Below are 23,071 nucleotides of genomic sequence, written 5' to 3'. Positions count from 1 at the left end.
CAGGTCGTGAAGGTAGTCGTGGCGGCCCCCTCGCCGGTCATGGCGTGCCTTCGCGGATCGTGATGACGGTCCAGGCGCCGACGTGGATGCGGTCGCCCGCGCCCACCCGGACCGGCACGTTGACCGTGACCGGCCTGCCGTTGACCTGGGTGCCGTTGGAGGAGCCCGGGTCGACGAGAGTCCACGAGCCGTCGTGCCCGGCGAGCAGTACGGCGTGCAGATGGGACACGCCGGGGTCCTCGGGCGGCCCGGTCAGGTCGATCTCCGGCCGCAGGTCGCGGCCCCGGCTGCGGCGGCCGATGCGCACCTGCTCGCCCGACAGGGCGAAGGACCGTTCGGGGCAGTACGGCGGGAAGGCGACGGCGTCGGCATCGGGGCCGCCCTCGGCGATCACCTTCTCGTAGTAGGCGCGGTCGGCGGCGGTGACCGCCTCCCAGCGCGCTCCGGACACCGGCGGCGCCATGGTGGGCGCGGTGCCGGAGTAGTCGTGGCCGCACACCTCGCAGAACTGCCCGGCACGCGGCGTCTGGCAGACGGGACAGCTCTCCACCACGGCGTCGGCACCGGCGGGCGCGGCCGGCGCGGCGGACGACGTGACCGGTGGCGGTGAGGCGGCCAGCTGGAGGCCGCAGACGTCGCAGTATTCGTCGTCGCCCGACGTGTGGCCCTGGGGGCAGGTCGCCATCAGCTGCCCTCCCCGTTCTTGCGCAGCTTGCTGGTACGCACCGAGCCGGTGTCGAGCTCGATCGCGTCGGCCTTGTCGACGTTCTTGCGCAGCCGGGCGGTGCCGGAGGCCGGATCCACCTCGACGACCTTGTCGAGCAGCCGGGCCGTGTCCTCGCGTCCCGAGTCGACGGCGAGCTGTTTGGCCTTGGCCAGGCGGGCCGTCGCCCTGTCGACGTCGCCGGCCGCGCGGGCGCTCAGCCCGTCCTGGATCAGCTCGTGCAGCTCGGCCTGGCCGGTGTAGTGGGCGACCTTGCCGTTGATCCGGGTGGACTGGGCCAGGTCGTCGGTCCACTGGGCGAGCACGTTCCCGCTGGCGAAGACCTCCTGGGTGTCGGGACGGAGCAGTTTCACCCAGCCCGCGCGGATCTCGCTGCCGATCTGGCCGGGCGGCACCTCGACGCACAGGTGGTACTCGCGGTCCTCGGTGCCCCACGAGCCGGTCGGGTAGTCGCCGGTCAGCGGGTTCACGTCGGTGCGCTTGCCGGTCAGGTCGAGCAGCGTGGGGGAGACCTGCTTGACGAACTTGAGCGTCGCCGTCTGCGGCACCCACACCCGCATCACCAGCTCGGCCACGGTCTTGCTCATCGAGGTCTGGGTGAGTTTACGGAAGAAGTCGGCCAGGTCACCCTGGTTCCGGACGAAGTCAAACGTACCCAGCAGCGCCTCGGCGACCTTGCGCAGCTCGGCGGGCACCCAGTCGTCGCCGACACCGAGGCTGTCGCAGACGAACGCGCCCTCGCAGCGGGCCAGCGCGCCGGCGAACACGTCGGCGCGCTCGTTGTTCTGGCCGTCGGTCATCAGGATGGCGTGCCTGATCGCGTTCGGGTGGGCCGACAGCATCTGGGCCGCCAGCTGCAGCCACTGGCCGATCGAGGTGCCGCCGCCGGCGGAGAGCTGGCCGATGGCCCGCTGCGCCTCGGACCGGGTGGCCGCACTGGCCCTGACCAGCTGGGTGCCGCGCGGGTAGACGACGCGGGCCCGGTCGGTCCCGGCGATGACCGCGAAGTGCACGCCGTCGCGCAGGGTCTGCACGGCCGTCGCGGCGGCCTGCCTGGCCTCCCTGATCTTGCCGCCGCTCATCGACCCGGACGTGTCGATGATGATCACTTCCGCGGCCTCGGCCGGGACGGCGGACTCGGTGGTCACGGTGCCGGTGGAGTTGATCGTGAGGATGGCGTGCACCTCGCGCCCGTCGATCGGGAGGTACTTGTTCTGGTCGATGTGCAGGGTGAAAGTGGGCTGGTCACCCATGTGCGTCTCCTAGAGGGATCAGGACGATGGTCACGTTGTCTTGCCCGCCGGAGTCGAGCGCGTGTCGCAGCATCGCGCGGGCCATGTCCAGAGGGCTGCCGGTGGAAGGGAAGGTGTAGCCGTCGAGGTAGCGCCACAGGCCGTCGCTGCACACGAGCAGCAGGCCCGGGGTCTCCGGTTCCAGTACGCGGACGTGCGGGCGCACGTCGCCGTAGTCGGCGCCGAGCCAGGCGGTGATCTCACCCGTCGGCGCGGCGTCGTCCACGGTCAACTGGGTGCCGACGATCTGACCGGCCACGGCGGACCGGATGGCGGCCGCCGGAAGAACCCCGACCGGCCGGGTGTCGGCGCTCGCCTCGACTGGCGGGCTGTCTGCGGAAAGGTCGGTTTCGACCGGCTTGGGAAGGTCGGTTTCGACCGGTTGGGTGTCGGCGGACGGGTTGGTTCTGGCCGGCCGGGGGCCGGTGGACAGCCAGTACGCGCGGGAGTCCCCCGCCCACGCGAGCGTGATCCGGCCGCCTTCGACCACCGCCGAGACGTAGGTGCAGGCGGGGGCGTCGTCCACCGAAGTGGCCAGCTTGCCCACGGCCCGCCCGGCCAGGCCGAACGCCTCCTCGGTGGAGACACCCCTGGCCAGGGCGGCGCAGGCCGTCTCCACCGCGGCCGCCGACGCCTCGTCCGCGCGCGGCGAGCTGCCCACGCCGTCGCAGACGACGACCACGGTCCGCGTGCCCGTGGACAGCAGCGCCATGGCGTCCTCGTTGCGGCTGCGGCGCAAGCCCTTGTCGGTCACGCCCGCCGTGCCGCCGTCGAGTTCGAGCTCCGAGTGATCGCGGCTGGTGGGCTGGCGTACGCCGCACCGCTCGCAGTAGCCCTCCGCGTCCACGGCGGGGGCGCCGCAGGACGTACAGGCAGGTGCTCCGAGCGGATGGCCGCATGCCTCGCAGAAGGAGTCGCCGGCGAACACCGGGGTCTCGCAGACCGGGCACCGGACGCCCGCCTTCGGGGCGGCGGTGTCGTCCATCACACCCACGTCCGGGGCCGGACGGCGTTGGCCTGGTCGACGAGGGCCTGGCGCTCCTGGCGGGAGCTCGCGGCCACGGCCAGACGGCGGAAGATGCCCTCCAGCCGCTTGCGCAGGCCGGGTTCGGTGAACTCGGCGCCCGCCAGCTTCAGCCCGCCCGGCGGTTTGCCGGCGTCGAGCCAGGTCAGCGCGCTCTCCAGGAGCTCGGCGGTGAGCAGTTCGCGGCGGCGCGGGTCGAGGTCGGTGAGGTCGTCGAGGCGGTCGGCCGCGGCCGACAGCTCGTTCGGCTTGCCCGGGTCGGCCGCCCCCGTCGCTCTGGCCACCGCGGCCACGACCGCGAGCTGCGCGGCCACGCGATGGCTCGACGTGGTCGGCACCTCGTCGAGCACCGCGATCCGGCCCGCCCTGGCCAGCCCGAACGCGGCGCTCACGTAGGAGCGGTCGGTACGCCACACGCTCTCGTACCAGCGAACCGGGTCGCCGTTCATACACTCCAGCGCGAACGCCAGCCCCAGCTTGGGCGCGCACTCGCCGGGCAGCAGCGAGAAGCACTCGTCGAAGATCGGCGCCGCCCGGTCGGCCTGCCCTGAGGCCAGCAGGTGGACCGCCCGGTACCAGGTCACCCGCCAGTCGCCGGGCAGCGTCCGCCCTGCCTCGTCCAGGGCGGGGAGCGCCTGGTCAGAGCCCTGCTCGGCGAGCAGCCGGGCCTTGGTCAGCAGCGTCTCGGGAGTCCGAGCCATCCCCTCGACCTGGCTGACCAGCGCGTCGGGGTCGCGGCCGACCAGGCCCGCCAGCGCGCCCGCCGCCGGGTCGGCGGGGTCGGCCAGCGGCACCGGCAGCGCGGCCGCCGCCTCCAGCGGGTCGAGCCCGGCGAACACCCGCCCGCGGTCGGCGGCCAGCGCCGCCCCCGCCGCGAGTCGCTCGGGCCCGAACAGCGCGGACTGCGCCGGGTACGGCACCCCCTCCGCCAGTGCGCTGATCTCGCGCAGCACGCCGACGAGCTGTTCCTCCATCTCCTCGGCGCTCTGGAACCTGGCGGCGGGATCGGGAGCGGTCGCCCGGCGCAGCAACCGCGCGAACGACTCGTTGCCGCAGTCCGCCGGCAGCGGGTTCTCCACGCCGCCCTTGGCCGGGCTGAACGACGGGATGGTCAGCACCGCCAGCGTCCTGGCCACCGTGTAGAGGTCGGAGGCGACGGACGAGGGCCGGGTCTCCAGCTCGGGCGCGTGGTAGCCGACCGTGGCCCAGGAGGTGCCCGGCGGCGAGCCGACGCGCTGGACCGCGCCCAGGTCGATGAGCTTGAGCCGATTGCCGACCCTGATCACGTTGGCCGGCTTGAGGTCGCAGTAGACCAGGTCGTGCTGGTGCAAGTAGCCGAACGCGCGCAGGATCTCCCGTCCGTACATGAGCGTCTCGCGCAGCGGCAGCGGTCCCTGGCGGCGCAGCTCGTGCAGCGACTGGCCGCCGACGTACTCCATGACGATGTAGCCGAGGCCGCCGGAGCGCTGGAAGTTGATGATCTTGACGATGTTCGGGTGGTCGACCGTGGTGAGGAACTTCCGCTCGGCCTCCGCCGCCGCCAGCGCCTCGGCGTCGGCGGTGTTCAGCAGGCCCTTGAGCACCACCCAGCGGCCGTCGAGGTTCTCGTCGGCGGCCAGGTAGATCCAGCCGAGGCCGCCGTGCGCCAGGCAGCCCAGCACCCGGTACTGCATGGCCACCAGGTCGTCCTTGGCCAGCTTGGGGGTGAAGGAGAACGAGGTACGGCAGTGCGGGCAGAATCCGTCGGGCAGCCCGGCGCGCCCCTGCCTGGAGCGGCCGACCGGCTCGCCGCACGCCGGGTTGGCGCAGAACCGCTTCTCCTCGGGCACCATGGGATTGGCCATGATCGCGGTGGCCGGGTCCCGGTAGGGCACCGACGGCAGGTCGGCGAGCTCGCCCAGCACGCCCGGCCGTGACCGGCCACTGCTCAGCGGGCCGGTCATCTGCCTGCTCACCGGCCGGGTGTCAGGGGAGTCCGAAGGGCTCGACGCCGTCGCCGGGGTCGAGGCCGCGGCGGGCGCGGCGGACGCCGCCGCGTGGCCGCACAGGTCGCAGTAGCCATCTTCGATCGTGCCCGTACAGCCTGGCTGGGCGCATCGGGTCATCGGCCACCTCCGTGGATCGCACGCTGATACAGGTCGACGGCTTGTGCCGCCTTCGTCAGATCGCAGGGAGCGCTCCACAGCAGCAGCCGCGCCCGCTCGTACAGCTCAGTCGCGTCCGGGTCCTCCGCCAGGCCCCTGCGCACCGCCATCGCCTGGCACGCGCCGAGTCGCCCGCGTAGCTCGTCACGCCTGCCCAGCAGCCCCATCAGCGCCGTCGCCGTGGCCTGCGCCTGCTGGGCGGCCTGCTGGGCGCCCTGCTCCAGGGCCGTCAGCCGCGCGGCCCGGTCGAGCCAGCTGCCGGGCGCGGCGTCGAGCGCGTCCAGCTCGCCGGCCAGCGCGTCCACCTTGCTCCGCGGCTGCGCCTGCGGCGGCAGGGCTATCTTCACCACGACCCTGCCGTGGGCCACCCTGGCCTCGCTCTCGGCCGCGCGTACCCGGTCCAGCGCGGCCACCAGCTCCTCGCGCCGCCTGCCGTACTCCTGACTGACCCGCAGCGCGCGTTCCAGGTCCGCGCGGGTGCTCGCCAGGAGGCGGGTGACGCGCTCCAGCTCGTGCTCCGGCGGCGCCGAGCCGAGCGGATCTTCGAGTACGGCGGTCCGCATCCGCCGCAGATCGGTCTCCGTCTGGGTCAGGTCAAGGGTCTCGCCGAGCTGCCTCTGTAGATCGCCGACCGCGCGCAGCTCGGCGTCGGCGGCGTCGAGGCGGGGCAACGCCGCGGACCAGACCGTGTCGATCTCCGTCAGCACGTCCGTGGCCTGCTGGAAGGCCGCGTCCATCCGGGCGACCGTCTCGTCCAGGGTGAGCCGCTCGTCCGCCTGGGGGAGGAGGGAGCGTTCCTCGACGGGCTTGGCGGCGGCCTTCAGCACCACCGAGCGGCCCGACAGCAGCTCGGTCAGGGTGGCGAGCTGCTCCGCCCCGAGGCGGCCGCGGGCGCCCTTGACCTGCTCGGCCGCGCGTAACACCCCCCGATAGGTGTCGTAAAGCGCCCACAGCGCGGCGATGGCGCCCTGCGCGGCGGCCCAGCGGGTCTGGGTCGGGCCGCGCAAGGAGGCGCCCTTGAGTAACTGGTAGGTGGTGTGGGCTTCAAGATCGAGCAGGTCGCCGGAGATGCGGTCGCGCTCGTCGGCTCGGGCGCGTAGCGCGTACTCCGCGCCCTCCCTGCTCATGGGTGGTCCCAGACTCATCACGCTCCCCGTGATACGGGCCCCCGAGCCCCGTTGTCTACCGGCTTAACGGCAAAACCGACCGGTTGGTTCCGGGAGTATGCCGGTTGTTCCGAGAGCTAGGGGAGACCCTGACTTGTCCCTGATTCAACCCTGTCTCACCTGCAATCCGCTTGAACGATCTCGTAACGTCGGAGGCATGGGACGCATACTTCTCGCAATCCTGGCGATCATCGCCGTGTTCATCCTCATCGGCCCCCTCGTGGGCTTCGTCTTCACGCTGATCAAGTGGGGACTCATCATCGGAGCCGTGGCCTTCGGCATCATGCTCGTCTCCAAGTGGGCCCGGACGTAGCTTTCCAACGGCATAGCGGCGCATAGTGGGTTGATGGAGGCGCGGCCCGCGGTTGACGACGCCGCGCTCGGGCGCGAGGCACTGTCCGTGCTCGAGGCGAACTGGACGGGAACCTCCACCGTTCCCGCCCCAGGTCTCTACCCGCACCAGTGGAGCTGGGACTCGGCGTTCGTGGTGATCGGCCTGGCCAGGCACCGGCCTGACCGGGCTCGTGCCGAGCTGCTCAGCTTGCTGGCCGGGCAGTGGGCGACCGGCATGGTGCCGCACATCGTCTTCCACACCCCCGAGGCGTACTTCCCGGGCCCTTCGGTCTGGCGCTCGCAGGACCACGAAGCCGCGCCGCGCGTGCTCACCTCGGGTCTCACCTCGCCGCCGCTGCACGCACTGGCCCTGTGGTGGCTCTACCGGCACACCGGCGACGCCGACTTCGTCAGGCGGGCGTTTCCGGCGCTGGCCGCCCAGCACGCCTACCTGGCCGCCGCGCGCGACCTGGGCGGCTCGGGGCTCGCCGCGATCGTGCACCCCTGGGAGTCGGGCATGGACGACAGCCCGGCCTGGGACCAGCCGCTCGCCGCGCTGCCCGAGATCAGGTACGGCTACCGCACCGTCGAACTCGACGAGCGCCACCCCGACAGCGACCACGACCGCTACGTCTGGCTGGCGCTGCGCTACCGCAACGCCGGCTACCGCGCCGAGTACCTGCGCGACGAGCACCCGTTCGCCATCGAGGACCCGATGTTCAACGGGATCTGGCTCGCCTCCTGCCAGGCCATGGCCGAGCTGGCGCCGCTGGCCCGCGCCGACCCGGTGCCCCACGCCGAACAGGCCCAGCGCATCAGGCAGGCGCTCCTCGACCGCCTGTGGGACGGCTGCTTCTACGCCCGCGACCTACGGGCCGACCGGTTGATCCGGGTCTGCACGGTCGGCGGCTTCGGCCCGCTGCTCGACCCCGAGCTGCCCAGCGACCGCGTCCACGCGGCCGTCGAGATGCTCGAATCGGCCAGGTTCATGGGCGCCACGGGCTATCCGGTGCCCAGCTGCGAGATCCGCGCCGCCCAGTTCGACCGCACCCGCTACTGGCGCGGCCCGTCCTGGGTGAACACCAACTGGCTGCTGCGCCGCGCGGCCGAAGCGCACTCGCTCGGCTCGCTCGGCCAGCAGCTCGCCAACGGCACGCTCCGTCTGGTCAGGCAGGCGGGGTTCCGCGAGTGCTTCGATCCGTTCGACGGCAGCGGCCGGGGCTGTCGGGACTTCTCCTGGAGTGCCGCGCTCACCCTCGACCTGCTCGCCGATAGCGTGAAGGAATGAGTTTCCTTCGCCGCCTGCCCGCCGACGTCCGCAAGGCCCTGGTCACCGAGCCGGGGGAGCGGGTGCTGACCTTCGCCGCCACCGGCGACGGGCACGTGGTGGCCACCAATCTGGCACTGCACCTGCCCGGCGGGATCCGCGTGCCGTACGAGACGATCGACCGGGCCGCCTGGGACGAGGAGGGTCTGAACATCCTCACCATGTCCGGCGAGCGGCACCGCGTGGAGCTGCCGGAGCCGCGGCTGCTGCCCGAGACGGTCCGGGAGCGAGTAAACGCCACCATCGTGGTGAACAAGCACGTGGACCTGCCCGGCCGTGGCGGCGTGCGGCTGGTGGCCAGGCGCCCGCCCGGCGGTGAGGTGCTGGGGTGGACCCTCGTCTTCGACGACGGCCTCGATCCGAACGACCCGGGCGTACGCGCACAGGCCGAACAGGCCCTTGAGGGCGTACGGCGCAGCATGGGGGTCTGAGGAGCCGGATCGCGCGGACATGAGTGTGCGCCGGGCTTGTGAGCGGGGCGAGACCCCGGGCTTGTGAGTGGGGTGGCACGCGAGGCCCCGGGCATGGGCGGTGGTTCGTCCTACGCTCATGCCCGGGGCCCGGCGTTGCCGGCGTTGCCCGCGTCAAGTTCCGCGTTAGTGAGGAATGCCGGTTTGGTCGGTCTTCTTCTGGCCGGCCTGCTCGACCTCTTCGCCCGGCCAGCCAGTGCCGGTGTCGTGGTGGTCGTGGCCGTTGAGGAACGGGATCCGATGCTGGAGCGTGTCCCCCACCTTCGCCCTGGCCACCCCGGCCGCCTTCGACAGCTGGGCGCCCATCACGCCCGCGGTCTCCTGGACCCTGGGGCTGTCGGCAACGCGTTGGGCGGCCCGTTTGATCTGCTCATAGCGTTCGCGGCCGGCCCGGCTGCCCAGGACATAGCCGACGGCGAGACCAATGGCGAATGTCATCCGATAACGCATATTGCACCTCCGCTGTCTCCGGGCCTACCCGAATGACGATGCGACACGCACTCCTCGAGTGCGCTAATCTATTCCTGCGCCCAGGGGAGCGGCCCGCAAGGCCCGCCGATCAGCGCGAACGTTCGATCCCGCGTAGCTCAACGGCAGAGCAGCCGGCTGTTAACCGGCAGGTTATAGGTTCGAGTCCTATCGCGGGAGCAACACAGAACCCCCTTCCCGGGTCTCCGGGGAGGGGGTTTCGCATTGCGGCTAGACCGCGGAGTTCTTCTTGCCGGTCAGCAAACCGGAGAGTGACCAGCCGAGGCCGAGGAGGACGCCGCCGACCCCCGCGACCAGGCCGATGGCGTCGCTGCCGAGGAGGGCCAGAATGGCGATCAGCGCGGCGAAGACGAGCGACAGGGCGAGCATGACCGTGCGGTAGATGTGCTTGTTCATGACCATGACGATCACGGATCCGGCGCCGCCGGGGTATCCACCGATCGGTGGACATCTAGCCATAAGAGGGTAAAACTGCAGATCATGGGGAGTCCCGTGGCGGCGCGGGCGGAGAACGCCTGGCTGCGTTCCTATCCGTTCTGGGACGCGTACTTCGCGGTGGTGCTCATCACCACCGTCATCGCGATGGTGGCGGACGGCGGCCCGCCCATCGCCGTCGGACTGATGCTCCTCCTGGCTCTCTCCTACGCTCTGTTCGGCCGCACGGCCGTCCGCGCGGACGCCATCCCCGTGCGGGAGAGCTGGTGGTACGCGGCGAGCATGCTCGTCCTGGTCACCGGGGCCGGGCTGTTGGAGTCGGCGGCGGCGATAGCGCTGTCCGCGCTGGTGCCGATGGCGTTCATGTCGCTGCGGGTGGCGCACGCCGTGGTGCTGACGGCGGCGTTCTTCGCCGCGCCGATGATCAACGGACTGACGACGGCCGGGGCGGACCCGCTGCTGATCCTCCTCGCCCTGGCCGTCGGACTGTCGGCGAGCGCGCTGCTCGGCACGTTCATCAGCCGGCTGTACCAGCAGAACCGCGAACGCGCCGAGCTGATCGACGAGCTCGACCGCACCCGGGAGGAGCTGGCGGAGGTCAGCAGGGAGGCCGGGGTCCTGGCGGAGCGCGAGCGGCTGGCGGGCGACATCCACGACACCCTGGCCCAGGGGTTCACCAGCATCATCATGCTCCTCCAGGCCGCTGAGGCCGGTCGGGGGGCCGAGCGGCACGTGGCGCTGGCCGTACAGACGGCGAAGGAGAACCTGGCCGAGACGAGGGCGCTCATCGCGGCGCTCGCCCCGCCCGCGCTCGACGGCACGTCACTGGGGCAGGCGCTGCGCCGGCTGGGGGAGGGGTTCGAGGTGCCGGTGGAGGTGACCGTCAGGGGCGAGCCCGTCGCGCTGCCCGCCACGGCCGAGGCGGTGCTGGTGCGGGTCGCGCAGGAGGGGCTCGCCAACGTGCGCAAGCACGCGCGCGCCCGGTCCGCGCGGCTGGAGCTGGACTACGGGGACACGGCAGTGCGGCCGTCGGTGGCCGACTCCGGGGGTGCGGCGGTGCGACAGCCGGTGAGCGACTCCGGGGGCGCGGTAGAGCGGTGGTCGGTGAGCGATGACGGGGTAGCGGCAGCGCGGCTGTCCGTGAGCGACGACGGGGATAGAACGGTGCGGTTGTCCGTGAGCGACGACGGTGGCGGCTTCGAGCCGTCCGCCACCCGTGACGGGTACGGCCTGCGGACCATGCGGGTCCGGGTGGAACGGCTCGGCGGGACCGTCACCGTGGCGGCCTCCCCTGGGATGGGCACGACGGTCACGGTGGAGGTGCCATGCTCGCCGTGCTGATCGTCGACGACCACCCGATGGTCCGCGAGGGCCTGCGCGGGATGCTCGTCGCCGAACCGGACATCGAGGTGGTCGGCGAGGCCGGATCCGGTGAGGAGGCTCTCGCGGTCGCGCCACGGCTGCGCCCCGACGTGATCCTCATGGACCTGCGCATGCCGGGCTGCGACGGCGTGACCGCGATCCGGCGGCTGGGCGCGGGCTATCGGGTGATCGTGCTGACCACGTACGACAACGACGCCGACATCGAGCGCGCCATGTCGGCCGGCGCCGCCGGATACCTGCTGAAGGACGTGTCACGAGCCGACCTGGCGGCCGCCGTACGGGCGGTGGCGGGCGGTGAGACCGTCATGTCGCCGTCGGTGTCCGCCCGCCTGGCGACCTGGCACAAGGCCGGACCCGAAGGGTGGCGCCTGTCGGCGCGGGAGCGGCAGGTGCTGGAACTGGTCGCGGAGGGGCTGACCAATGGCGAGATCGGGCGGCGGCTGTTCATCGGGGAGGCCACGGTCAAGACGCATCTGCTGCGGGCGTACGGCAAGCTGGGCGTCTCCGACCGGACCTCGGCGGTGGTGGTGGCGATGCGGCTCGACCTGGTGCGGCGGCCCGGCGGATAGCGTCTTTCACGCTTTGTAGTCGTAAGGTCACGGGATTTTCGATTTGCCGGGACAAACGGCTGCGGACGGTGAAGGATGGCAGGAGCTGCGGGCACGTCGTGAAGGCGGTGTGGAGAGGGCGCCGCCTGCCAGGAGGTGCCGCCGACCCGGAATCGGCGGGGCGCTCCGTTGATGGAAAAGTGCTGGTTACTGCGTGCGTACCTGGATCAGGTCCCTACGTCCCTTCGATGCCATCGCCGTACAGACCCTCATCGAGCGAACGATCGACATCCGCGAGGCGGAGCGCTTCATCAGGCTCTTCCACACCGAGAATCCCGGCGCGGGTGACGTGCACGCGCGTCTGCGTGAGGTCGCCAAGGAGATCGCCCGTCATGGGACTTATGCCCATACCTTCGAAGAGCTGCAGTTCGGCGCCAGGGTGGCCTGGCGCAACAGCAGCCGCTGCATCGGGCGGCTCTACTGGCGCTCGTTACGGGTGCGCGACCGCAGGCAGGTGAGCAGCGCCGAGGGCGTGGCCCTCGAGTGCGTGGCTCATCTGCGCGACGCGACGGGCGAGGGCAGGATCCGGCCGACGATCACCGTGTTCCCGCCGGACACGCCCGAGCGGCGCGGACCCCGGGTGCTGAACGAGCAGCTCATCCGGTACGCCGGGTATCGCATGCGCGACGGGTCGATCGTGGGGGATCCCCGCTACGTCGACTTCACCGAGAAGGTCAGGCGGCTGGGCTGGCGGGGCGGGAAGGGCGGCAGGTTCGATGTGCTGCCCCTGGTCATCCAGCCGGGGCGCGGGCAGAGGCTGCTGTGCAATCTGCCGGGCGACGCGGTGCTGGAGGTGCCCCTCACGCATCCGGACCATCCGTGGTTCGCCGACCTGGGGCTGCGCTGGCACGCCGTGCCGGCCATTTCCGGCATGTGCCTGGAGATCGGCGGGCTCTGCTACCCGTGCGCGCCCTTCAACGGCTGGTACATGGGGGCGGAGATCGGCGCCCGCAACCTCGCCGACACCGACCGCTACGACCAGCTGCCCGTGGTCGCCGGGCGGCTCGGGCTGAACACCGCCTCCGACCGGTCACTGTGGCGGGACCACGCGCTGGTCCAGCTGAACGTGGCCGTGTTGCACTCGTTCGAGCAGGCGGGGGTGACGATGACCGACCACCACACGGAGTCGAACCGGTTCCTGACGCACCTGGGACGGGAGGAGAAGGCGGGGCGCGTGTGCCCGGCCGACTGGTCGTGGATCGTGCCGCCCATCTCCGGCGGCGCAACGCGCGTCTTCCACCGCTACTACGACAACCCCACGCTGACCCCAGCTTTCGTCCACCACACCGCCTGACCCTCGCCTTTGCCCGCCACGCCGGCTGACACTGCTCGCTGGCCGGAGGGTTGTCTTGTGTTTCATCTCCCCCCAAGTACAGCAACCCCCTCTGACCTTTGCTTTCGTTCACTACGTCCGCTGGTCGGAGGGTTGTCTTGCCTTCCATCACTAGAATATGATTCTGTTGCCCTATGTCGGAACTCGTTCTCTCCTCGGCCGATCAAGGCGTGCTCACCCTGACCTTCAACCGTCCCGACCGGCTCAACGCCTGGACGGACGCGATGGGCCGGTGCTACTTCGACCTCCTCCAGGAGGCCGAGAAGGACCCGAACGTGCGGGCCATCGTGGTGACCGGCGCGGGCAAGGGATTCTGCTCGGGCGCCGACTTCCAGACGCTCAGCGCCATCCAGACCGGAGACTACGACGAGACGCCGGACCCGCGCCCCAACACCTTCCCCACGACCATCGCCAAGCCGATCATCGCCGCCGTCAACGGCGCCTGCGCGGGTCTGGGTGTGGTCCACGCGCTGGCCTGCGACCTGATCTTCACGGCCGAGGACGCCAAATGGACCACGGCCTTCCCGCGCCGCGGCCTGATCGCCGAATACGGCTTGTCGTGGATCCTGCCCCGCCTCATGGGCCAGCAGAGGGCCATGGACATCCTCCTGTCGGGGCGGGTCTTCACCGGCGCGGAGGCCCACGAGCTCGGCCTGGCCAACCGCTCGGTCCCACGCGACGCGCTGCTCGCCACGGCCCAGGAGTACGCCCTGGAGCTCGCCACCCACAGCTCCCCGGCCTCCATGGCCGTCATCAAGCGTCAGGTCTGGAACGACTGGAACATCACCCTGGACGAAGCGGCCAAGACGGCGACCCAGGAGATGCTCGCCTCCTTCAACCGCCCGGACTTCGCCGAGGGCGTCGCCAGTTTCCTGGAACGCCGCCCGCCGAACTTCCCGCCTCTGTAGTCAGCCGGGAAGTTCAGACGGGTTTCCGACGGCCGCCCAGATGGTGTCCGTGCGCACGTTGCGGCGGCGGGCCGGTGAACCGGGGGAGCGTGCCCCTGGACGGGCCCGGCTATGTGCGGTGGGTGGGACTGACCACGGCCGGGGCCAAGAAGACGCACGTCACGGTGCCAAGCCGTCTCCACCGGAGGAGCGTTCCCCTGGACAGGCCCCGGCCCCGGTTGGCGGGTGGGGCCCACCGGGCCTGCCGTAACAAAGAATGTCGCCGTTAAGAGAAGTGCGGGCCTGTACAAAGAAACGCGCCCACAGCCACCCGGTCAGGAAATGCGCCGCGCACCTGGGGAGGGGGTTGCGGGCAGGAAGCGGGGCGGCTGCCAGCCGCGCTCGGCGTATGCCGCGCTCACCGACTCCTTCACGGCCTCCAGGCGCTCGTCGGATACGAGCGCGATCGCCGAGCCGCCGAAGCCGCCCCCCGTCATGCGGGCGCCCCGGGCGCCGCCGCGCAGCGACGCCTCCACGGCCAGGTCCAGCTCCGGCGACGACACCTCGTACTGGTCGCGCAGCGACAGGTGGGAGGCGTTCAGCAGTGCGCCGATCTCCGTGATCGCCCCGGCTCTGAGCAGGCCGATGAGCGCCTCGACGCGGTGGTTCTCCGTGACGATGTGCATCGTGCGCTTGCGCTCGGCGCCCTGCAGCCGATCGAGCGCCCCGGCCAGGTCCGTGACGTCGCGCAGCGCCGCGACCCCCAGCTTGCGGGCCGCCGACTCGCACTCCGCGCGGCGCTTGGCGTACTCGCCGCCCGCGTGCTCGTGGTGCACCTGCGTGTCGATGATGAGGATGGTCAGGCCGTGCGCGGCCAGGTCGAGCGGGATGTTGCGGGAGCCGAGCGAGCGGCAGTCGAGGAACAGCGCGTGGCCCTCGGCGCTCAGCGCGGACGCCGCCTGGTCCATGATGCCGCACGGCATCCCGACGAAGTCGTTCTCCGCCCGCTGGCTGAGCAGGGCGAGCTCCATGGGCGTCATGCCCAGGTCGTACAGGTCGTTGAGGGCCGAGGCGATGGCCACCTCCAGCGCCGCGCTCGAACTGAGTCCGGCGCCCTGGGGCACGTCGCCGTCGATGGCGATGTCGGCGCCGCGTACCCGGTCGCCCAGCATCGCCAGGACGCCGACCACGTAGCGGCTCCAGCCCTTCGACTCCTCGTGGCTGGAGATCACCAGCGGGTCGCCGGACGACTGCAGGGACAGCAGCCGGACCGTGGCGTCCTCGCGCGGGCTGACGGCCGCCGTGACGCCCCACGGCACCGCGAAGGGCAGGACGAAGCCGTCGTTGTAGTCGGTGTGCTCGCCGATCAGGTTGACGCGGCCGGGCGCGTGCCAGACCGTCCGCGGGTCGGCACCGAAGGCGGTCCGAAAAGCATCGACAACGCGCATAATCCAACACTCCTCAACATTGGTCCGACCGTAGACTAGCGCCATGGAGGAGTTGGTGGATCCGGCGCTCGCCTCTGTCCGGGTCTTCCTGGTCCGCGACGACAACAAAGCACGCAAACTCAAGTACAACCTGGGCCATCCCCGCGTGCTCACGTTCGGCGGCGCCTACTCCGGTCACATCAGGGCTCTGGCGGCGGCCGGGCGTCGTGACGGGTTCGCGACGATCGGGGTGATTCGCGGTGAGGAGACGTTGCCGCTCAACCCGTCGCTGGCGTACGCGGTGTCCTGCGGCATGCGGCTCACCTATCTCGACCGGGGGACATACCGCCGCAAGCACACGCCCGAGGTGCAGGCCGCGCTGCGCGAGCAGTGGGGTGACGTGGCGATCCTGCCGGAGGGAGGCAGCAACGCGGCGGCCGTACGCGGGTGCGCCGAGCTGCCCGGCGAGATCGGCGGCGACTACGACGTGATCTGCTGCGCGGTCGGCACCGGCGGCACCCTGGCCGGGATCGCGGCCGGGTTGCCGGAGGGCCGGCGGGCGATCGGGTTCGCGGTGCTCAAGGGGGCCGGGTTCCTGGACGATGAGGTGGCGCGTCTGCAGCGTGAGGCTTACGGGCGCGTGTGGCCGAACTGGTCGGTCAATCTGGACTACCACTTCGGGGGCTATGCCCGCTCGACTCCGGTTCTCGACGACTTCATCGCGAAATATCGGGTCGAGGGCGTGTATGTCGGGAAGATGCTCTACGGCGTCTTCGACCTGGTACGGCAGGGCGCCTTCCCGCCAGGCACCCGCATCGTCGCGGTCGTCACCGGTGAGCCGTGGAGCCCGGCGACCGATCAGCTAGGGAGCGCGGTGACTGATCAGCCGCAGAGCCCGGCGGCCGATCAGAGCTCGACCCAGGTAAGCAATCAGCCCTCGACGCCGGTCCAGGAGTGCGGCGCGCCCACCGGTTTGGACTCCGGCGACCCGCGCTGCCGCAAATAGATCGACAGCGCCACCATCGACAGCACGGCGAGCAGCTCCGACTGCCAGTTCTGCAGGCTCCGGTTCCAGAACTCCGGCGAGGTGAAATACGCGCCCCACGAGACCGGATCCCGCAGGTCGAGCAGCCGCTGCGAGTTGTACGCCGCCACCCCGGCCACCGACTGCGCCAGCCACGACAGCACGAAGACGATCCCCATCACCAGCCCGAGCGAGTTGCTGTACAGCTGGAGCCGAAACCCGGCGGCCCTCGCCCAGGCCGGGGAGTCGGGCCGGGCGTGGCGGCCGACGAGCTGCTTCTCGTCCGACTCCAGACCCGCCTCCTTGGGCTCCTTGGACTCCGGCGAACCCTTCTGCACCAGCCAGACCGTCATCGTGATGAACAGGAAGAACTGCAGGTATTCGGACTGCCAGTTCTCGGCCACGTCCACGGCGAAGTCCGAGGACGTCACGTACGTGAAGACCGACACCGGCTCCCCGCCGTTGACCAGCTGCTGGTCGTTGAACTGGCCCGTCCCCGCGATGGCCTGCCCGGCCAGCGTCAGCAGGAACATCACCAGGAACGCCAGCGACAGCCCGTTCTCCTTGATCTTCTGCCTCATAGGCGGGCCAGCCCCGTCGTGAAGAACCAGATCAGCCCCGTCGCGATGACGATGAGCGTGATCGTGAACATCACCCGCATCAGCTCTCCACCTCGCAGTCATAGGGGCGGTCTCCCTGCGGGCGGCAGCTCGCGGCCGTGACCCGCCACCCGTCCTGGTAGCGGTGGAGGAAGAGCGTGTCGCCCGCCAGCCGTACCTGGGCGTCGTCGCCCCAGACCTGCGCCGAGGTGACCGGCCCGGCGGCGCCCAGCTTGAGCTCGCGCAACGCGTCGGCGCACGTCTGGCCGCGGTCGGGCAGCCGCTTCGCGGTCTGCTGGGAGAGCAGCGCGCAGGCGGCGTCCTCCTGGTGCGCGGCGAGGGCGGCGTGGAAGCGCTCGGCCGTGCGAGCCGGGGCGGTCGCGTCCACGGCACAGCCCGCGAGCAGCGAAATCGACAGCACGACACAGCCTGCCAGCGGCGAAATCGACAGCACGGCGCGCACCATCCTCATGCGCCCCCCGCTACCCAGTTATGCGGCGGGCATGCTGTCAGCCGAGCTGGTCGAGGATGGGGGTGACGAGCTGGTTCAGCTCGCGTACCAGCACCGCCAGGGCCCGCGCCGCGCTCTGCTCGACCTCGTCATGCGGGCCCTCGGGCTCCGGCGGCAGGTCGTCGAGCGGCACCGGCACCTCGACCAGCAGCGTCGCCCGCAGGAACGGGATCCTGGCCAGGTCCTGCTGCGTCGGCTCGACGTACTGGCCGAACGTCTCCTGCCAGCCCAGCCAGCCGCGGTCGCGCCACCAGGCCCGTGAGCGGGTGAGCTCCTCGGGCAGCGGTGAGACCAGCCGGATCCGCGCGTTGAGCGTGCCGTCCCACGTGTTGCGGTGGCAGGTCGCCTCAAGGATGCGGCGGTCCCAGCGCACGTAGCCGGGGTTCAGCGACGGCGGCGTGGCCAGCCGCCAGGCCGCGCAGGCGAACCTGACCGGCGCGATGTCGCCCCACTCGAACTCTTCGAGGTTCTTGCGCACGTGTACGGCATAGCGCCCGTCACGATCCCTGTCGAACTCCTGGTCGATCCAGAACGCTTTAGCCATGGCCCCTACGCTACGGCGCGCCGAACCGGGATGGTCGGAAGGTCCCGAGATCGGGGAACGTGCTGTGACCAGAGCGACACATGTGTAGCTTTTTCACAGTATTAAATGACTGGGGAGTGCACTATGGAGTCAGAGCAGCTGGCCGCGGCGATGAAGTGCTGGGAAGCGGGGGATCCCGACGCGGCGGCCGTGCTGTTCAGGGAGATCGCCGCCACCGGCGATCCCGAGGCGTCCCATCTGCTGGCCTGCCTGCTGGAGGAGCAGGGCGATCTCGACGGCGCGGAGGCCGCGCACCGGTCGGTGATCCTTTCCGGCGACCCGGTCTTCGGGCAGCGCTCCGCCATCGCCATGGGCATGATGCTGGTCGCCGCCCGCGAGTGGCCCGCCGCGCACCGGGTGCTGATGATCGCCTGCGACGGCGCCGACTTCGAGGTGGCCGCGCTCGCCGAGACGGCACTGGTGCTCGTCCTGACCGAGCTGGGCGATGTCGAGGGCGCGAAGGAGGCGCTGGAGCGGGCACGCCGGTGCGACAGTCCCGCCGTGGCCGCGATGGCCGCCCAGCTGGAGCTGCCCGACTTCGCCCCCCAAGATCCGGGTACGGCGCGTGACCTGTTCGAGCTGGCGGACAGCGAGGATGACTACCGTGAGCTGCTGACCTGCGGCGATCCCGATGTGGTGTCGCTGTCGGCGTTCCGGCTCTACCGGATCCACGCCGACGAGGGGGACCTCGCGGCCGCCCGTGAGGTGTGCGAGCACGCGATCGCCGTGGGACACCCCGACCACCTGGCCACCGCCCACCGGCTGCTCGGCGCGGTCCTTGTCGATCTCGGCGAGTACGCCGAGGCGGCCGCCTCCTACGCCGAGGCCGCCGAGGACCCCAGGCCCGAGGAGCGGCTGCCCGCGCTCATCGAGCAGGCCAAGGTGACCGCTCAGCTCGGCGACGTGGCGGCGACCAAGGCGATCTTCCACCGGGTGGTCGCCAGCGGCCAGCGGGAGTACGCCGTCGAGGCCCAGGCGTGCCTGGCGCAGATGCACACCGAGGCCGGAGAGGTGACCGAGGCGCTCGCGGCGCTGCGCGCCGTACTGGAGGCGGGGGATTCGGACTGGTCGTCGATCTCCATCACGCTGCTCGGCCTGCTGCTCGACCGGCACCCGGACGAGCGGGAGAGCGTCATGACGCTCGTGGCCGAGGCGGCCGAGCACGACGACCCCGACGCGGCGTTCAAGGCCGCGCTGCTGCTCGACCACGCGGCGCGGCAGCAGCCGCTCGCCGACCCGGTGGAGGAACAGGCGCTCCTGGACGTCGACGAGGCGCTGCGCCACCTGCAGGCGGGCGACCTGGCCGGGGCGCGGCGGCTGCTGCGCGGCGCCATAGACTCCGGCGCGGCCACGCAGTCGGTCCGGGCCATGATGACGCTGGCCGAGCTGGAGCTGGGCGAAGGTGATCGGGAGCAGGCCGACGAGCTGCTGTCCTACGTCGCCGAGGGCGACGACCTGCTGCAGGGCTTCAGCGCAGAATTCTTCCTGCACCTGCTGCGTGGATCGGGCGACGAACCGCACCCGGTACTCCGGGCGGTCATCGACCACCAGCGCCTGGGCAGGGAGGAGGGGCTGGTCCGCTACCGCGAGGCCATGGAACACCCCGCGACGGCCGCCATCGGCACCGCGGTGTTCGCGCAGGTGCTGGCCTCCATCGGGTACGACCTGTCGGACGCGGCCCGGCTGTTCCACGCGGCGGCCGACTCGGGTGACCCGCTCGCGCTCTCCTATACGGCCACCATCTTCAAGGACGTCCTGGTGAACCAGGGCCAGAGCGAGGAGGCGGTCGCGCTGCTGCGCCGGGCGCGGGCCGACGGGCATCCGGTGCTGGCCGCGTGGGTGGCGTACGGGCTGGGTGAGCTGCTCGGTGACCACGTGAGCGAGTCCGGCGAGGGCGCCGCTGAGGGTTTCGGTCTGGACGGCCGCGAGGACTTCGGCGAGGGCGCCAGTACGCGCGAGCGTGATCTGGCGGAGGCGCGGGCCGCGCTGACCGCCGCGATGGAGACCGGCCACCGGGGGCTCCGTCTGGAGGCGGTGGGCGCGCTGCTCGGGCTGTTCGAGCGCCAGGGTGACCTGCTGGCCGCGTGCCGCCTGCACGAACGGCTCGTCGCCGAGGGCGACCCGGTCCAGGCGCCGCGTCACGCGTGGCTGCTCGGGCTCACTCGGGTGCGGATCGACGACCTCGACGGCGCGCGGGCCGCGTTCGGCCGCGTTCCGGAGGCGCACCCGGAAGAGGGGGAGACGGGGAGCTACGCCCGGTTCCTGCTCGACCGTGACTTCCGTGCGGCGGCCGCCGCGTTCGAGGCGATCTCTGATGACGGCAGGTCGTGGATGGCGTCCATGCTCGCCCTGCAGGCCGCGCACGCGTGGCGGCGGCAGGGCGAGACGGCCGCGGCCGACGGGTCGCTGTCCCTGCTGGTCGGCGTCGGCCACCCGGACTTCCGGCAGGAGGCGGCCTGCTACCTCGCCGCCCTGCGCCACGACGCCGGTGAGACGCAGGGTGCGATCACCGCCTGGCAGCAGGCGGTGGCCGGTCCTGACGAGCGCCTCGCCGCCGTCGCGCGGCGCGACCTCGGCCGGGCCTGGCACGCGCTCGGCGACCTTGACGCGGCGGCGCGGACGTACCAAGAGGTGATCGCCGGGTACGGCGCGGCGCAGGCGCGGCGGCCGGAGGCGTACCAAGGGATGGCGGCCGGGAACGGCGAGACGGTGGCTTGGGCCGACGAGGCGTACGTGGCCGGAGGCGGCGAGACGGTGGCTTGGGCCGACGAGGCGCATGTGGCCGAGGCCGCGCTGCGTCTGGGGGAGATCCTGGTCGCGACCGGCCTGCCCGGACAGGCCCGTGAGGTGCTGCGGGAGGCGTTCGGCGAGGTGGCGGCGGCCCCGCGGCTGGCCCGGCTCCTGCGTGACGGCGGCGACCTGGACGGGGCGCTCGTGGAGGCGGCCACCGCGGTGCGGACCGCGCCGGACGAGACGGCGGCGGAGGCGGAGTGCCTGCTGGGCGGGCTCCTCGCGCGGACCGGCGACCTCGAGGGGGCGCGGGCGGCGTTCGAACGGGCCGTGGTGGCCGATCCTGAGGCGGCGGGGGCCACGCTGCTGGAGGCTGGGCGCCACCTGGAGGAGGCGGGTGACCCGGAGGGCGCTCGCTCGGTCTACGAGCGCGCTGCGGCCCAGGACACCGACCAGCGGGTCGCGGCCACGGCCCGGGTCCGGCTCGGTACGGCGTCGCCGCAGGAACGGCCGTGGGTACTGGCCGCCGAGGGCGACCGGCAGGGCGCGCTGGCAGCGCTGACCGAGCTGACCGGGTCGGCGCCGATGGCGGGACTGCTGCTCGCGCTGGACGGCGGCGACATAGGCGAGGTACGCCGCCTGCTGACGGAGGCGAGCGGGTTCCCCACCGACGACGCGTTCGCCGAGATTCTGGAGATGGCCAGGGCGAGCCGCGACGAGGACTTCGCCAGGGCGCTCTACCAGCTGGTCATCGAGGTGGGCGGGCCCCAGTGGGCTGCGCGCGCCGGTCTCGGGCTCGGCGCCGAGCTGGCCGGGGACGGTCAGCACAGCCAGGCCGAGCTGTGTTTCCTGCCCGCGACCGAGAGCGGCGACGACGAGATCGCCCTCATGGCGTGGCGCAACGTCTCCGTCGTCCGGCGCCGGCGCGGCGACCTGGACGGAGCCGCCGAGGCGCTGCGGGCCGCGCTGCCGGCCACCGCCGTCGAACTGGCTGCCCTGCTGGAGGAGCGCGGCGACCTGACGGGCGCCGGTGACGTGCTCGAACGTGGCGCCGCGGCCGGCGATCTCGCCTGCCGGTGCCACCTGCTCGTCAACCTGCTCCAGCGGCAGGAGTACGCGGCCATCCCCGCCGAGGCCGAGCTGGCCGTCGGCACCGGCGATCCCGAGACGGTGGCCATGGGCTATTGGGTGTGGGGCGACGCGCGCAAGGCGACGGGTGACCTGGCGGGCGCGGTCGAGATGTACCGCAAGGGGATCGACACCGGTCAGCAGATCCCCGGCATGCGCGCCGATCTCGCGGAGGCCCTGCACGCGCTGGGTGACAAGGCGGCGGCCGTCGGGCAGGCGCGGCTGGCCGTCGAGTCGGGTGAGGCCGACGCCGCGGCCAGGGGCGGCATCCAGCTCGGCTGCTGGCTGCACGAGGACGGTGACGCGCTCGGGGCGGCCGAGGCGTTCGGCGCCGCCGCGGGGACCGGGTCCGCGCTGGCCCAGACCGCCCTGGACAACCTGAACACCCTGGCCTACCAGGCGTACGAGCGGGGCGAGCACGCGCTGGCCGTACAGGTGCTGGCGCATCTGGGGCCGCACGCCGGCGCCAAGGCCAGGGAGCTGGCGGAGCTCTGCGACGACCCCGAGGCCGTCCACCTCTACTACGAGCTGGTCGGCTCCGACGCCTTCACCGAGCTGGGGGTGGCCGAGCGGCTCGCCGAGCTCGGTGAGACGGAGCGGGCGCGGGCCGTCTACGAGCGGCTGAACGAACACGAGGACCCCGATGTGCGGTTCGTCGCGGGCGGCAGGCTGCTGGCGCTCCTCGACGCCGAGGACGACTCCGCCGCCTTCTACAGCCTGGCCGAACGGCAGGCGGGGGACGCCGACAGCCCGGTGCGGTCGGTGTTCGGCAGCCTGCTCGGCATGCTCCAGGGCCGTCAGGGCGACACCGAGGCGTCGCTGCGCACGCTGCGGGAGGCGGCCGACAGCGGTGAGCCCACCGCCCTGAGCGTGCTGGCCCAGGCCCTGGTCGGGACCGGAGAGGTGGCCGAGGGCAGGCGGGTGTACGAGCGGGTGCTGGGCGCGGGCGACGAGGAGCTGGCGGCCAGGGCGATGGTCGCGCTCGGCCACAGCTACCACGACGAGGACGAGGACGAGGCTCGCAAGTGGTACATCCAGGCGGTGAACTCGGGCACGGGGCACGTCAGCGCGCTCGGGGCGATGTACCTGGGGGCGCTGGCCAAGCGGGAGCGGGACTTCCCTGAGGCGCTCGGCTGGTACCAGCGGGTCATCGACTCGGGAGACACCGAGTCGGGCATGGCGGCCGCGCACCTGGGAGAGCTCTGCTACTGGCTGAACGACCGCGACGGGGCCGTGCGCTACTACGAGCTCACCCTGGGGCTGACCGAGCAGCCCGAGCTGGTCGCCGAGGCCGCCTTCCGCCTGGGGGAGATCCGGTACGCCCACGGCGACCTCACCGTGGCCAGGCGGATGCTCCGGCTCGCCGCCGGCACCGACGACTCGACCTTCGCGGCCGACGCCGAACAGCTCCTGGCGAAGCTCGGGTGAACTTGCGGTTAATTAAATGACTGCAT

At 71.8% G+C, this 23,071-nt stretch carries 20 protein-coding genes and 1 tRNA gene; 10 read left to right on the top strand and 11 right to left on the bottom strand.

The genetic code is table 11. The annotated features are described in order from the left end of the window. Positions 1–37 precede the first annotated feature (37 nt). The 5 genes from ACQP2T_RS44680 to ACQP2T_RS44660 are packed head-to-tail and all read right to left on the bottom strand — an operon-like array spanning position 38 to position 6,329. On the bottom strand, positions 38–685 hold the full coding sequence (locus tag ACQP2T_RS44680; RefSeq protein ID WP_433510916.1) for an FHA domain-containing protein: 648 nt from the start codon (positions 683–685) through the stop codon (positions 38–40). Further along, positions 685–1,977 carry a vWA domain-containing protein gene (locus tag ACQP2T_RS44675; RefSeq protein ID WP_433510915.1) on the bottom strand — a complete coding sequence of 431 codons (1,293 nt, stop codon included), beginning with the start codon at positions 1,975–1,977 and terminating at the stop codon, positions 685–687. Before ACQP2T_RS44675 ends, ACQP2T_RS44680 begins: the two co-directional genes overlap by 1 nt. Further along, entirely contained in the window at positions 1,970–3,001 is a 1,032-nt protein-coding gene (locus tag ACQP2T_RS44670) for a PP2C family serine/threonine-protein phosphatase (RefSeq protein WP_433510914.1), read from the bottom strand. Before ACQP2T_RS44670 ends, ACQP2T_RS44675 begins: the two co-directional genes overlap by 8 nt. Next, positions 3,001–5,145 (bottom strand): tetratricopeptide repeat protein, encoded by a 2,145-nt coding sequence (locus ACQP2T_RS44665; RefSeq protein WP_433510913.1) that lies wholly within the window; start codon positions 5,143–5,145, stop codon positions 3,001–3,003. Before ACQP2T_RS44665 ends, ACQP2T_RS44670 begins: the two co-directional genes overlap by 1 nt. After that, positions 5,142–6,329 (bottom strand): hypothetical protein, encoded by a 1,188-nt coding sequence (locus ACQP2T_RS44660; RefSeq protein WP_433510912.1) that lies wholly within the window; start codon positions 6,327–6,329, stop codon positions 5,142–5,144. Before ACQP2T_RS44660 ends, ACQP2T_RS44665 begins: the two co-directional genes overlap by 4 nt. 178 nt (positions 6,330–6,507) lie before the next feature. Between ACQP2T_RS44660 and ACQP2T_RS44655 the strand changes: the two genes are divergently transcribed. The 3 genes from ACQP2T_RS44655 to ACQP2T_RS44645 are packed head-to-tail and all read left to right on the top strand — an operon-like array spanning position 6,508 to position 8,441. Beyond that, on the top strand, positions 6,508–6,663 hold the full coding sequence (locus tag ACQP2T_RS44655) for a hypothetical protein (protein WP_357947682.1): 156 nt from the start codon (positions 6,508–6,510) through the stop codon (positions 6,661–6,663). A 33-nt stretch (positions 6,664–6,696) separates the two neighbouring features. Continuing rightward, positions 6,697–7,971, top strand: a complete 1,275-nt coding sequence (locus tag ACQP2T_RS44650) for an amylo-alpha-1,6-glucosidase (protein ID WP_433510911.1) — start codon at positions 6,697–6,699, stop codon at positions 7,969–7,971. Next, positions 7,968–8,441, top strand: a complete 474-nt coding sequence (locus ACQP2T_RS44645) for a hypothetical protein (RefSeq protein WP_357947688.1) — start codon at positions 7,968–7,970, stop codon at positions 8,439–8,441. The genes ACQP2T_RS44650 and ACQP2T_RS44645 overlap by 4 nt, the downstream gene beginning before the upstream one ends. Before the next feature lie 165 nt (positions 8,442–8,606). Here the strand turns inward: ACQP2T_RS44645 and ACQP2T_RS44640 are convergent, their stop codons facing one another. Then, the gene (locus ACQP2T_RS44640) at positions 8,607–8,930 is read right to left on the bottom strand and encodes a YtxH domain-containing protein (protein ID WP_433510910.1); all 324 of its coding nucleotides are present in this window, start codon (positions 8,928–8,930) and stop codon (positions 8,607–8,609) included. A 126-nt stretch (positions 8,931–9,056) separates the two neighbouring features. Here ACQP2T_RS44640 and ACQP2T_RS44635 point away from each other — a divergent pair. Continuing rightward, positions 9,057–9,128: transfer RNA gene (locus ACQP2T_RS44635), tRNA-Asn, on the top strand. Positions 9,129–9,179: 51 nt separating this feature from the next. Here ACQP2T_RS44635 and ACQP2T_RS44630 read toward each other — a convergent pair. Continuing rightward, the gene (locus ACQP2T_RS44630) at positions 9,180–9,365 is read right to left on the bottom strand and encodes a hypothetical protein (protein WP_433510909.1); all 186 of its coding nucleotides are present in this window, start codon (positions 9,363–9,365) and stop codon (positions 9,180–9,182) included. Positions 9,366–9,449: 84 nt separating this feature from the next. On the opposite strand from ACQP2T_RS44630, the gene ACQP2T_RS44625 reads away from it, so the two are divergent. The 4 genes from ACQP2T_RS44625 (at position 9,450) to ACQP2T_RS44610 (ending at position 13,636) form a co-directional block, all read left to right on the top strand. After that, positions 9,450–10,745 carry a sensor histidine kinase gene (locus tag ACQP2T_RS44625; protein WP_433510908.1) on the top strand — a complete coding sequence of 432 codons (1,296 nt, stop codon included), beginning with the start codon at positions 9,450–9,452 and terminating at the stop codon, positions 10,743–10,745. Next, complete coding sequence (locus tag ACQP2T_RS44620; RefSeq protein WP_433510907.1) at positions 10,730–11,356, top strand: response regulator; 627 nt, start codon at positions 10,730–10,732, stop codon at positions 11,354–11,356. Before ACQP2T_RS44625 ends, ACQP2T_RS44620 begins: the two co-directional genes overlap by 16 nt. 193 nt (positions 11,357–11,549) lie before the next feature. Continuing rightward, on the top strand, positions 11,550–12,689 hold the full coding sequence (locus tag ACQP2T_RS44615) for a nitric oxide synthase oxygenase (protein WP_433510906.1): 1,140 nt from the start codon (positions 11,550–11,552) through the stop codon (positions 12,687–12,689). A gap of 173 nt (positions 12,690–12,862) precedes the next feature. Continuing rightward, positions 12,863–13,636 carry an enoyl-CoA hydratase-related protein gene (locus ACQP2T_RS44610; RefSeq protein ID WP_433510905.1) on the top strand — a complete coding sequence of 258 codons (774 nt, stop codon included), beginning with the start codon at positions 12,863–12,865 and terminating at the stop codon, positions 13,634–13,636. Between the two features lie 314 nt (positions 13,637–13,950). Here ACQP2T_RS44610 and galK read toward each other — a convergent pair whose 3' ends face one another. After that, on the bottom strand, positions 13,951–15,063 hold the full coding sequence (gene galK / locus ACQP2T_RS44605; RefSeq protein ID WP_433510904.1) for a galactokinase: 1,113 nt from the start codon (positions 15,061–15,063) through the stop codon (positions 13,951–13,953). Positions 15,064–15,106: 43 nt separating this feature from the next. Here galK and ACQP2T_RS44600 point away from each other — a divergent pair, with 43 nt between their 5' ends. Continuing rightward, complete coding sequence (locus ACQP2T_RS44600) at positions 15,107–16,048, top strand: 1-aminocyclopropane-1-carboxylate deaminase/D-cysteine desulfhydrase (RefSeq protein ID WP_433510903.1); 942 nt, start codon at positions 15,107–15,109, stop codon at positions 16,046–16,048. On the opposite strand, the gene ACQP2T_RS44595 is transcribed toward ACQP2T_RS44600, so the two are convergent. The 3 genes from ACQP2T_RS44595 to ACQP2T_RS44585 form a co-directional block, all read right to left on the bottom strand. After that, positions 15,973–16,647, bottom strand: a complete 675-nt coding sequence (locus ACQP2T_RS44595; RefSeq protein WP_433510902.1) for a DUF6766 family protein — start codon at positions 16,645–16,647, stop codon at positions 15,973–15,975. The two genes, ACQP2T_RS44600 and ACQP2T_RS44595, sit on opposite strands and share 76 nt — an antisense overlap. Positions 16,648–16,726: 79 nt before the next feature. Continuing rightward, a complete protein-coding gene (locus ACQP2T_RS44590) occupies positions 16,727–17,137 on the bottom strand; it encodes a hypothetical protein (RefSeq protein ID WP_433510901.1) in 411 nt (136 codons plus the stop codon). Between the two features lie 37 nt (positions 17,138–17,174). Then, positions 17,175–17,720, bottom strand: coding sequence for a hypothetical protein (locus ACQP2T_RS44585; protein WP_357947724.1), 546 nt, complete (start codon positions 17,718–17,720; stop codon positions 17,175–17,177). A gap of 123 nt (positions 17,721–17,843) precedes the next feature. Here ACQP2T_RS44585 and ACQP2T_RS44580 point away from each other — a divergent pair, with 123 nt between their 5' ends. Next, positions 17,844–23,045, top strand: coding sequence for a tetratricopeptide repeat protein (locus tag ACQP2T_RS44580; RefSeq protein ID WP_433510900.1), 5,202 nt, complete (start codon positions 17,844–17,846; stop codon positions 23,043–23,045). Positions 23,046–23,071: the final 26 nt, after the last annotated feature.

The sequence above is a fragment of the Nonomuraea sp. CA-143628 genome (assembly GCF_050942315.1).
GTDB lineage: Bacteria > Actinomycetota > Actinomycetes > Streptosporangiales > Streptosporangiaceae > Nonomuraea.
This window is presented reverse-complemented; position numbering and strand designations above follow the sequence as displayed.

Excerpts from the sequence above, each read along its gene's own strand:
- ACQP2T_RS44660 (WP_433510912.1), bottom strand. The coding sequence starts at position 6,329 with ATGAGTCTGGGACCACCCATGAGCAGGGAGGGCGCGGAGTACGCGCTA.
- ACQP2T_RS44580 (WP_433510900.1), top strand. The coding sequence starts at position 17,844 with ATGGAGTCAGAGCAGCTGGCCGCGGCGATGAAGTGCTGGGAAGCGGGG.
- ACQP2T_RS44625 (WP_433510908.1), top strand. The coding sequence starts at position 9,450 with ATGGGGAGTCCCGTGGCGGCGCGGGCGGAGAACGCCTGGCTGCGTTCC.
- ACQP2T_RS44640 (WP_433510910.1), bottom strand. The coding sequence starts at position 8,930 with ATGCGTTATCGGATGACATTCGCCATTGGTCTCGCCGTCGGCTATGTC.
- ACQP2T_RS44675 (WP_433510915.1), bottom strand. The coding sequence starts at position 1,977 with ATGGGTGACCAGCCCACTTTCACCCTGCACATCGACCAGAACAAGTAC.
- ACQP2T_RS44630 (WP_433510909.1), bottom strand. The coding sequence starts at position 9,365 with ATGAACAAGCACATCTACCGCACGGTCATGCTCGCCCTGTCGCTCGTC.
- ACQP2T_RS44595 (WP_433510902.1), bottom strand. The coding sequence starts at position 16,647 with ATGAGGCAGAAGATCAAGGAGAACGGGCTGTCGCTGGCGTTCCTGGTG.
- galK (WP_433510904.1), bottom strand. The coding sequence starts at position 15,063 with ATGCGCGTTGTCGATGCTTTTCGGACCGCCTTCGGTGCCGACCCGCGG.
- ACQP2T_RS44655 (WP_357947682.1), top strand. The coding sequence starts at position 6,508 with ATGGGACGCATACTTCTCGCAATCCTGGCGATCATCGCCGTGTTCATC.
- ACQP2T_RS44585 (WP_357947724.1), bottom strand. The coding sequence starts at position 17,720 with ATGGCTAAAGCGTTCTGGATCGACCAGGAGTTCGACAGGGATCGTGAC.
- ACQP2T_RS44650 (WP_433510911.1), top strand. The coding sequence starts at position 6,697 with ATGGAGGCGCGGCCCGCGGTTGACGACGCCGCGCTCGGGCGCGAGGCA.
- ACQP2T_RS44645 (WP_357947688.1), top strand. The coding sequence starts at position 7,968 with ATGAGTTTCCTTCGCCGCCTGCCCGCCGACGTCCGCAAGGCCCTGGTC.
- ACQP2T_RS44600 (WP_433510903.1), top strand. The coding sequence starts at position 15,107 with ATGGAGGAGTTGGTGGATCCGGCGCTCGCCTCTGTCCGGGTCTTCCTG.
- ACQP2T_RS44610 (WP_433510905.1), top strand. The coding sequence starts at position 12,863 with ATGTCGGAACTCGTTCTCTCCTCGGCCGATCAAGGCGTGCTCACCCTG.
- ACQP2T_RS44680 (WP_433510916.1), bottom strand. The coding sequence starts at position 685 with ATGGCGACCTGCCCCCAGGGCCACACGTCGGGCGACGACGAATACTGC.
- ACQP2T_RS44665 (WP_433510913.1), bottom strand. The coding sequence starts at position 5,145 with ATGACCCGATGCGCCCAGCCAGGCTGTACGGGCACGATCGAAGATGGC.
- ACQP2T_RS44620 (WP_433510907.1), top strand. The coding sequence starts at position 10,730 with ATGCTCGCCGTGCTGATCGTCGACGACCACCCGATGGTCCGCGAGGGC.
- ACQP2T_RS44670 (WP_433510914.1), bottom strand. The coding sequence starts at position 3,001 with ATGGACGACACCGCCGCCCCGAAGGCGGGCGTCCGGTGCCCGGTCTGC.
- ACQP2T_RS44590 (WP_433510901.1), bottom strand. The coding sequence starts at position 17,137 with ATGAGGATGGTGCGCGCCGTGCTGTCGATTTCGCCGCTGGCAGGCTGT.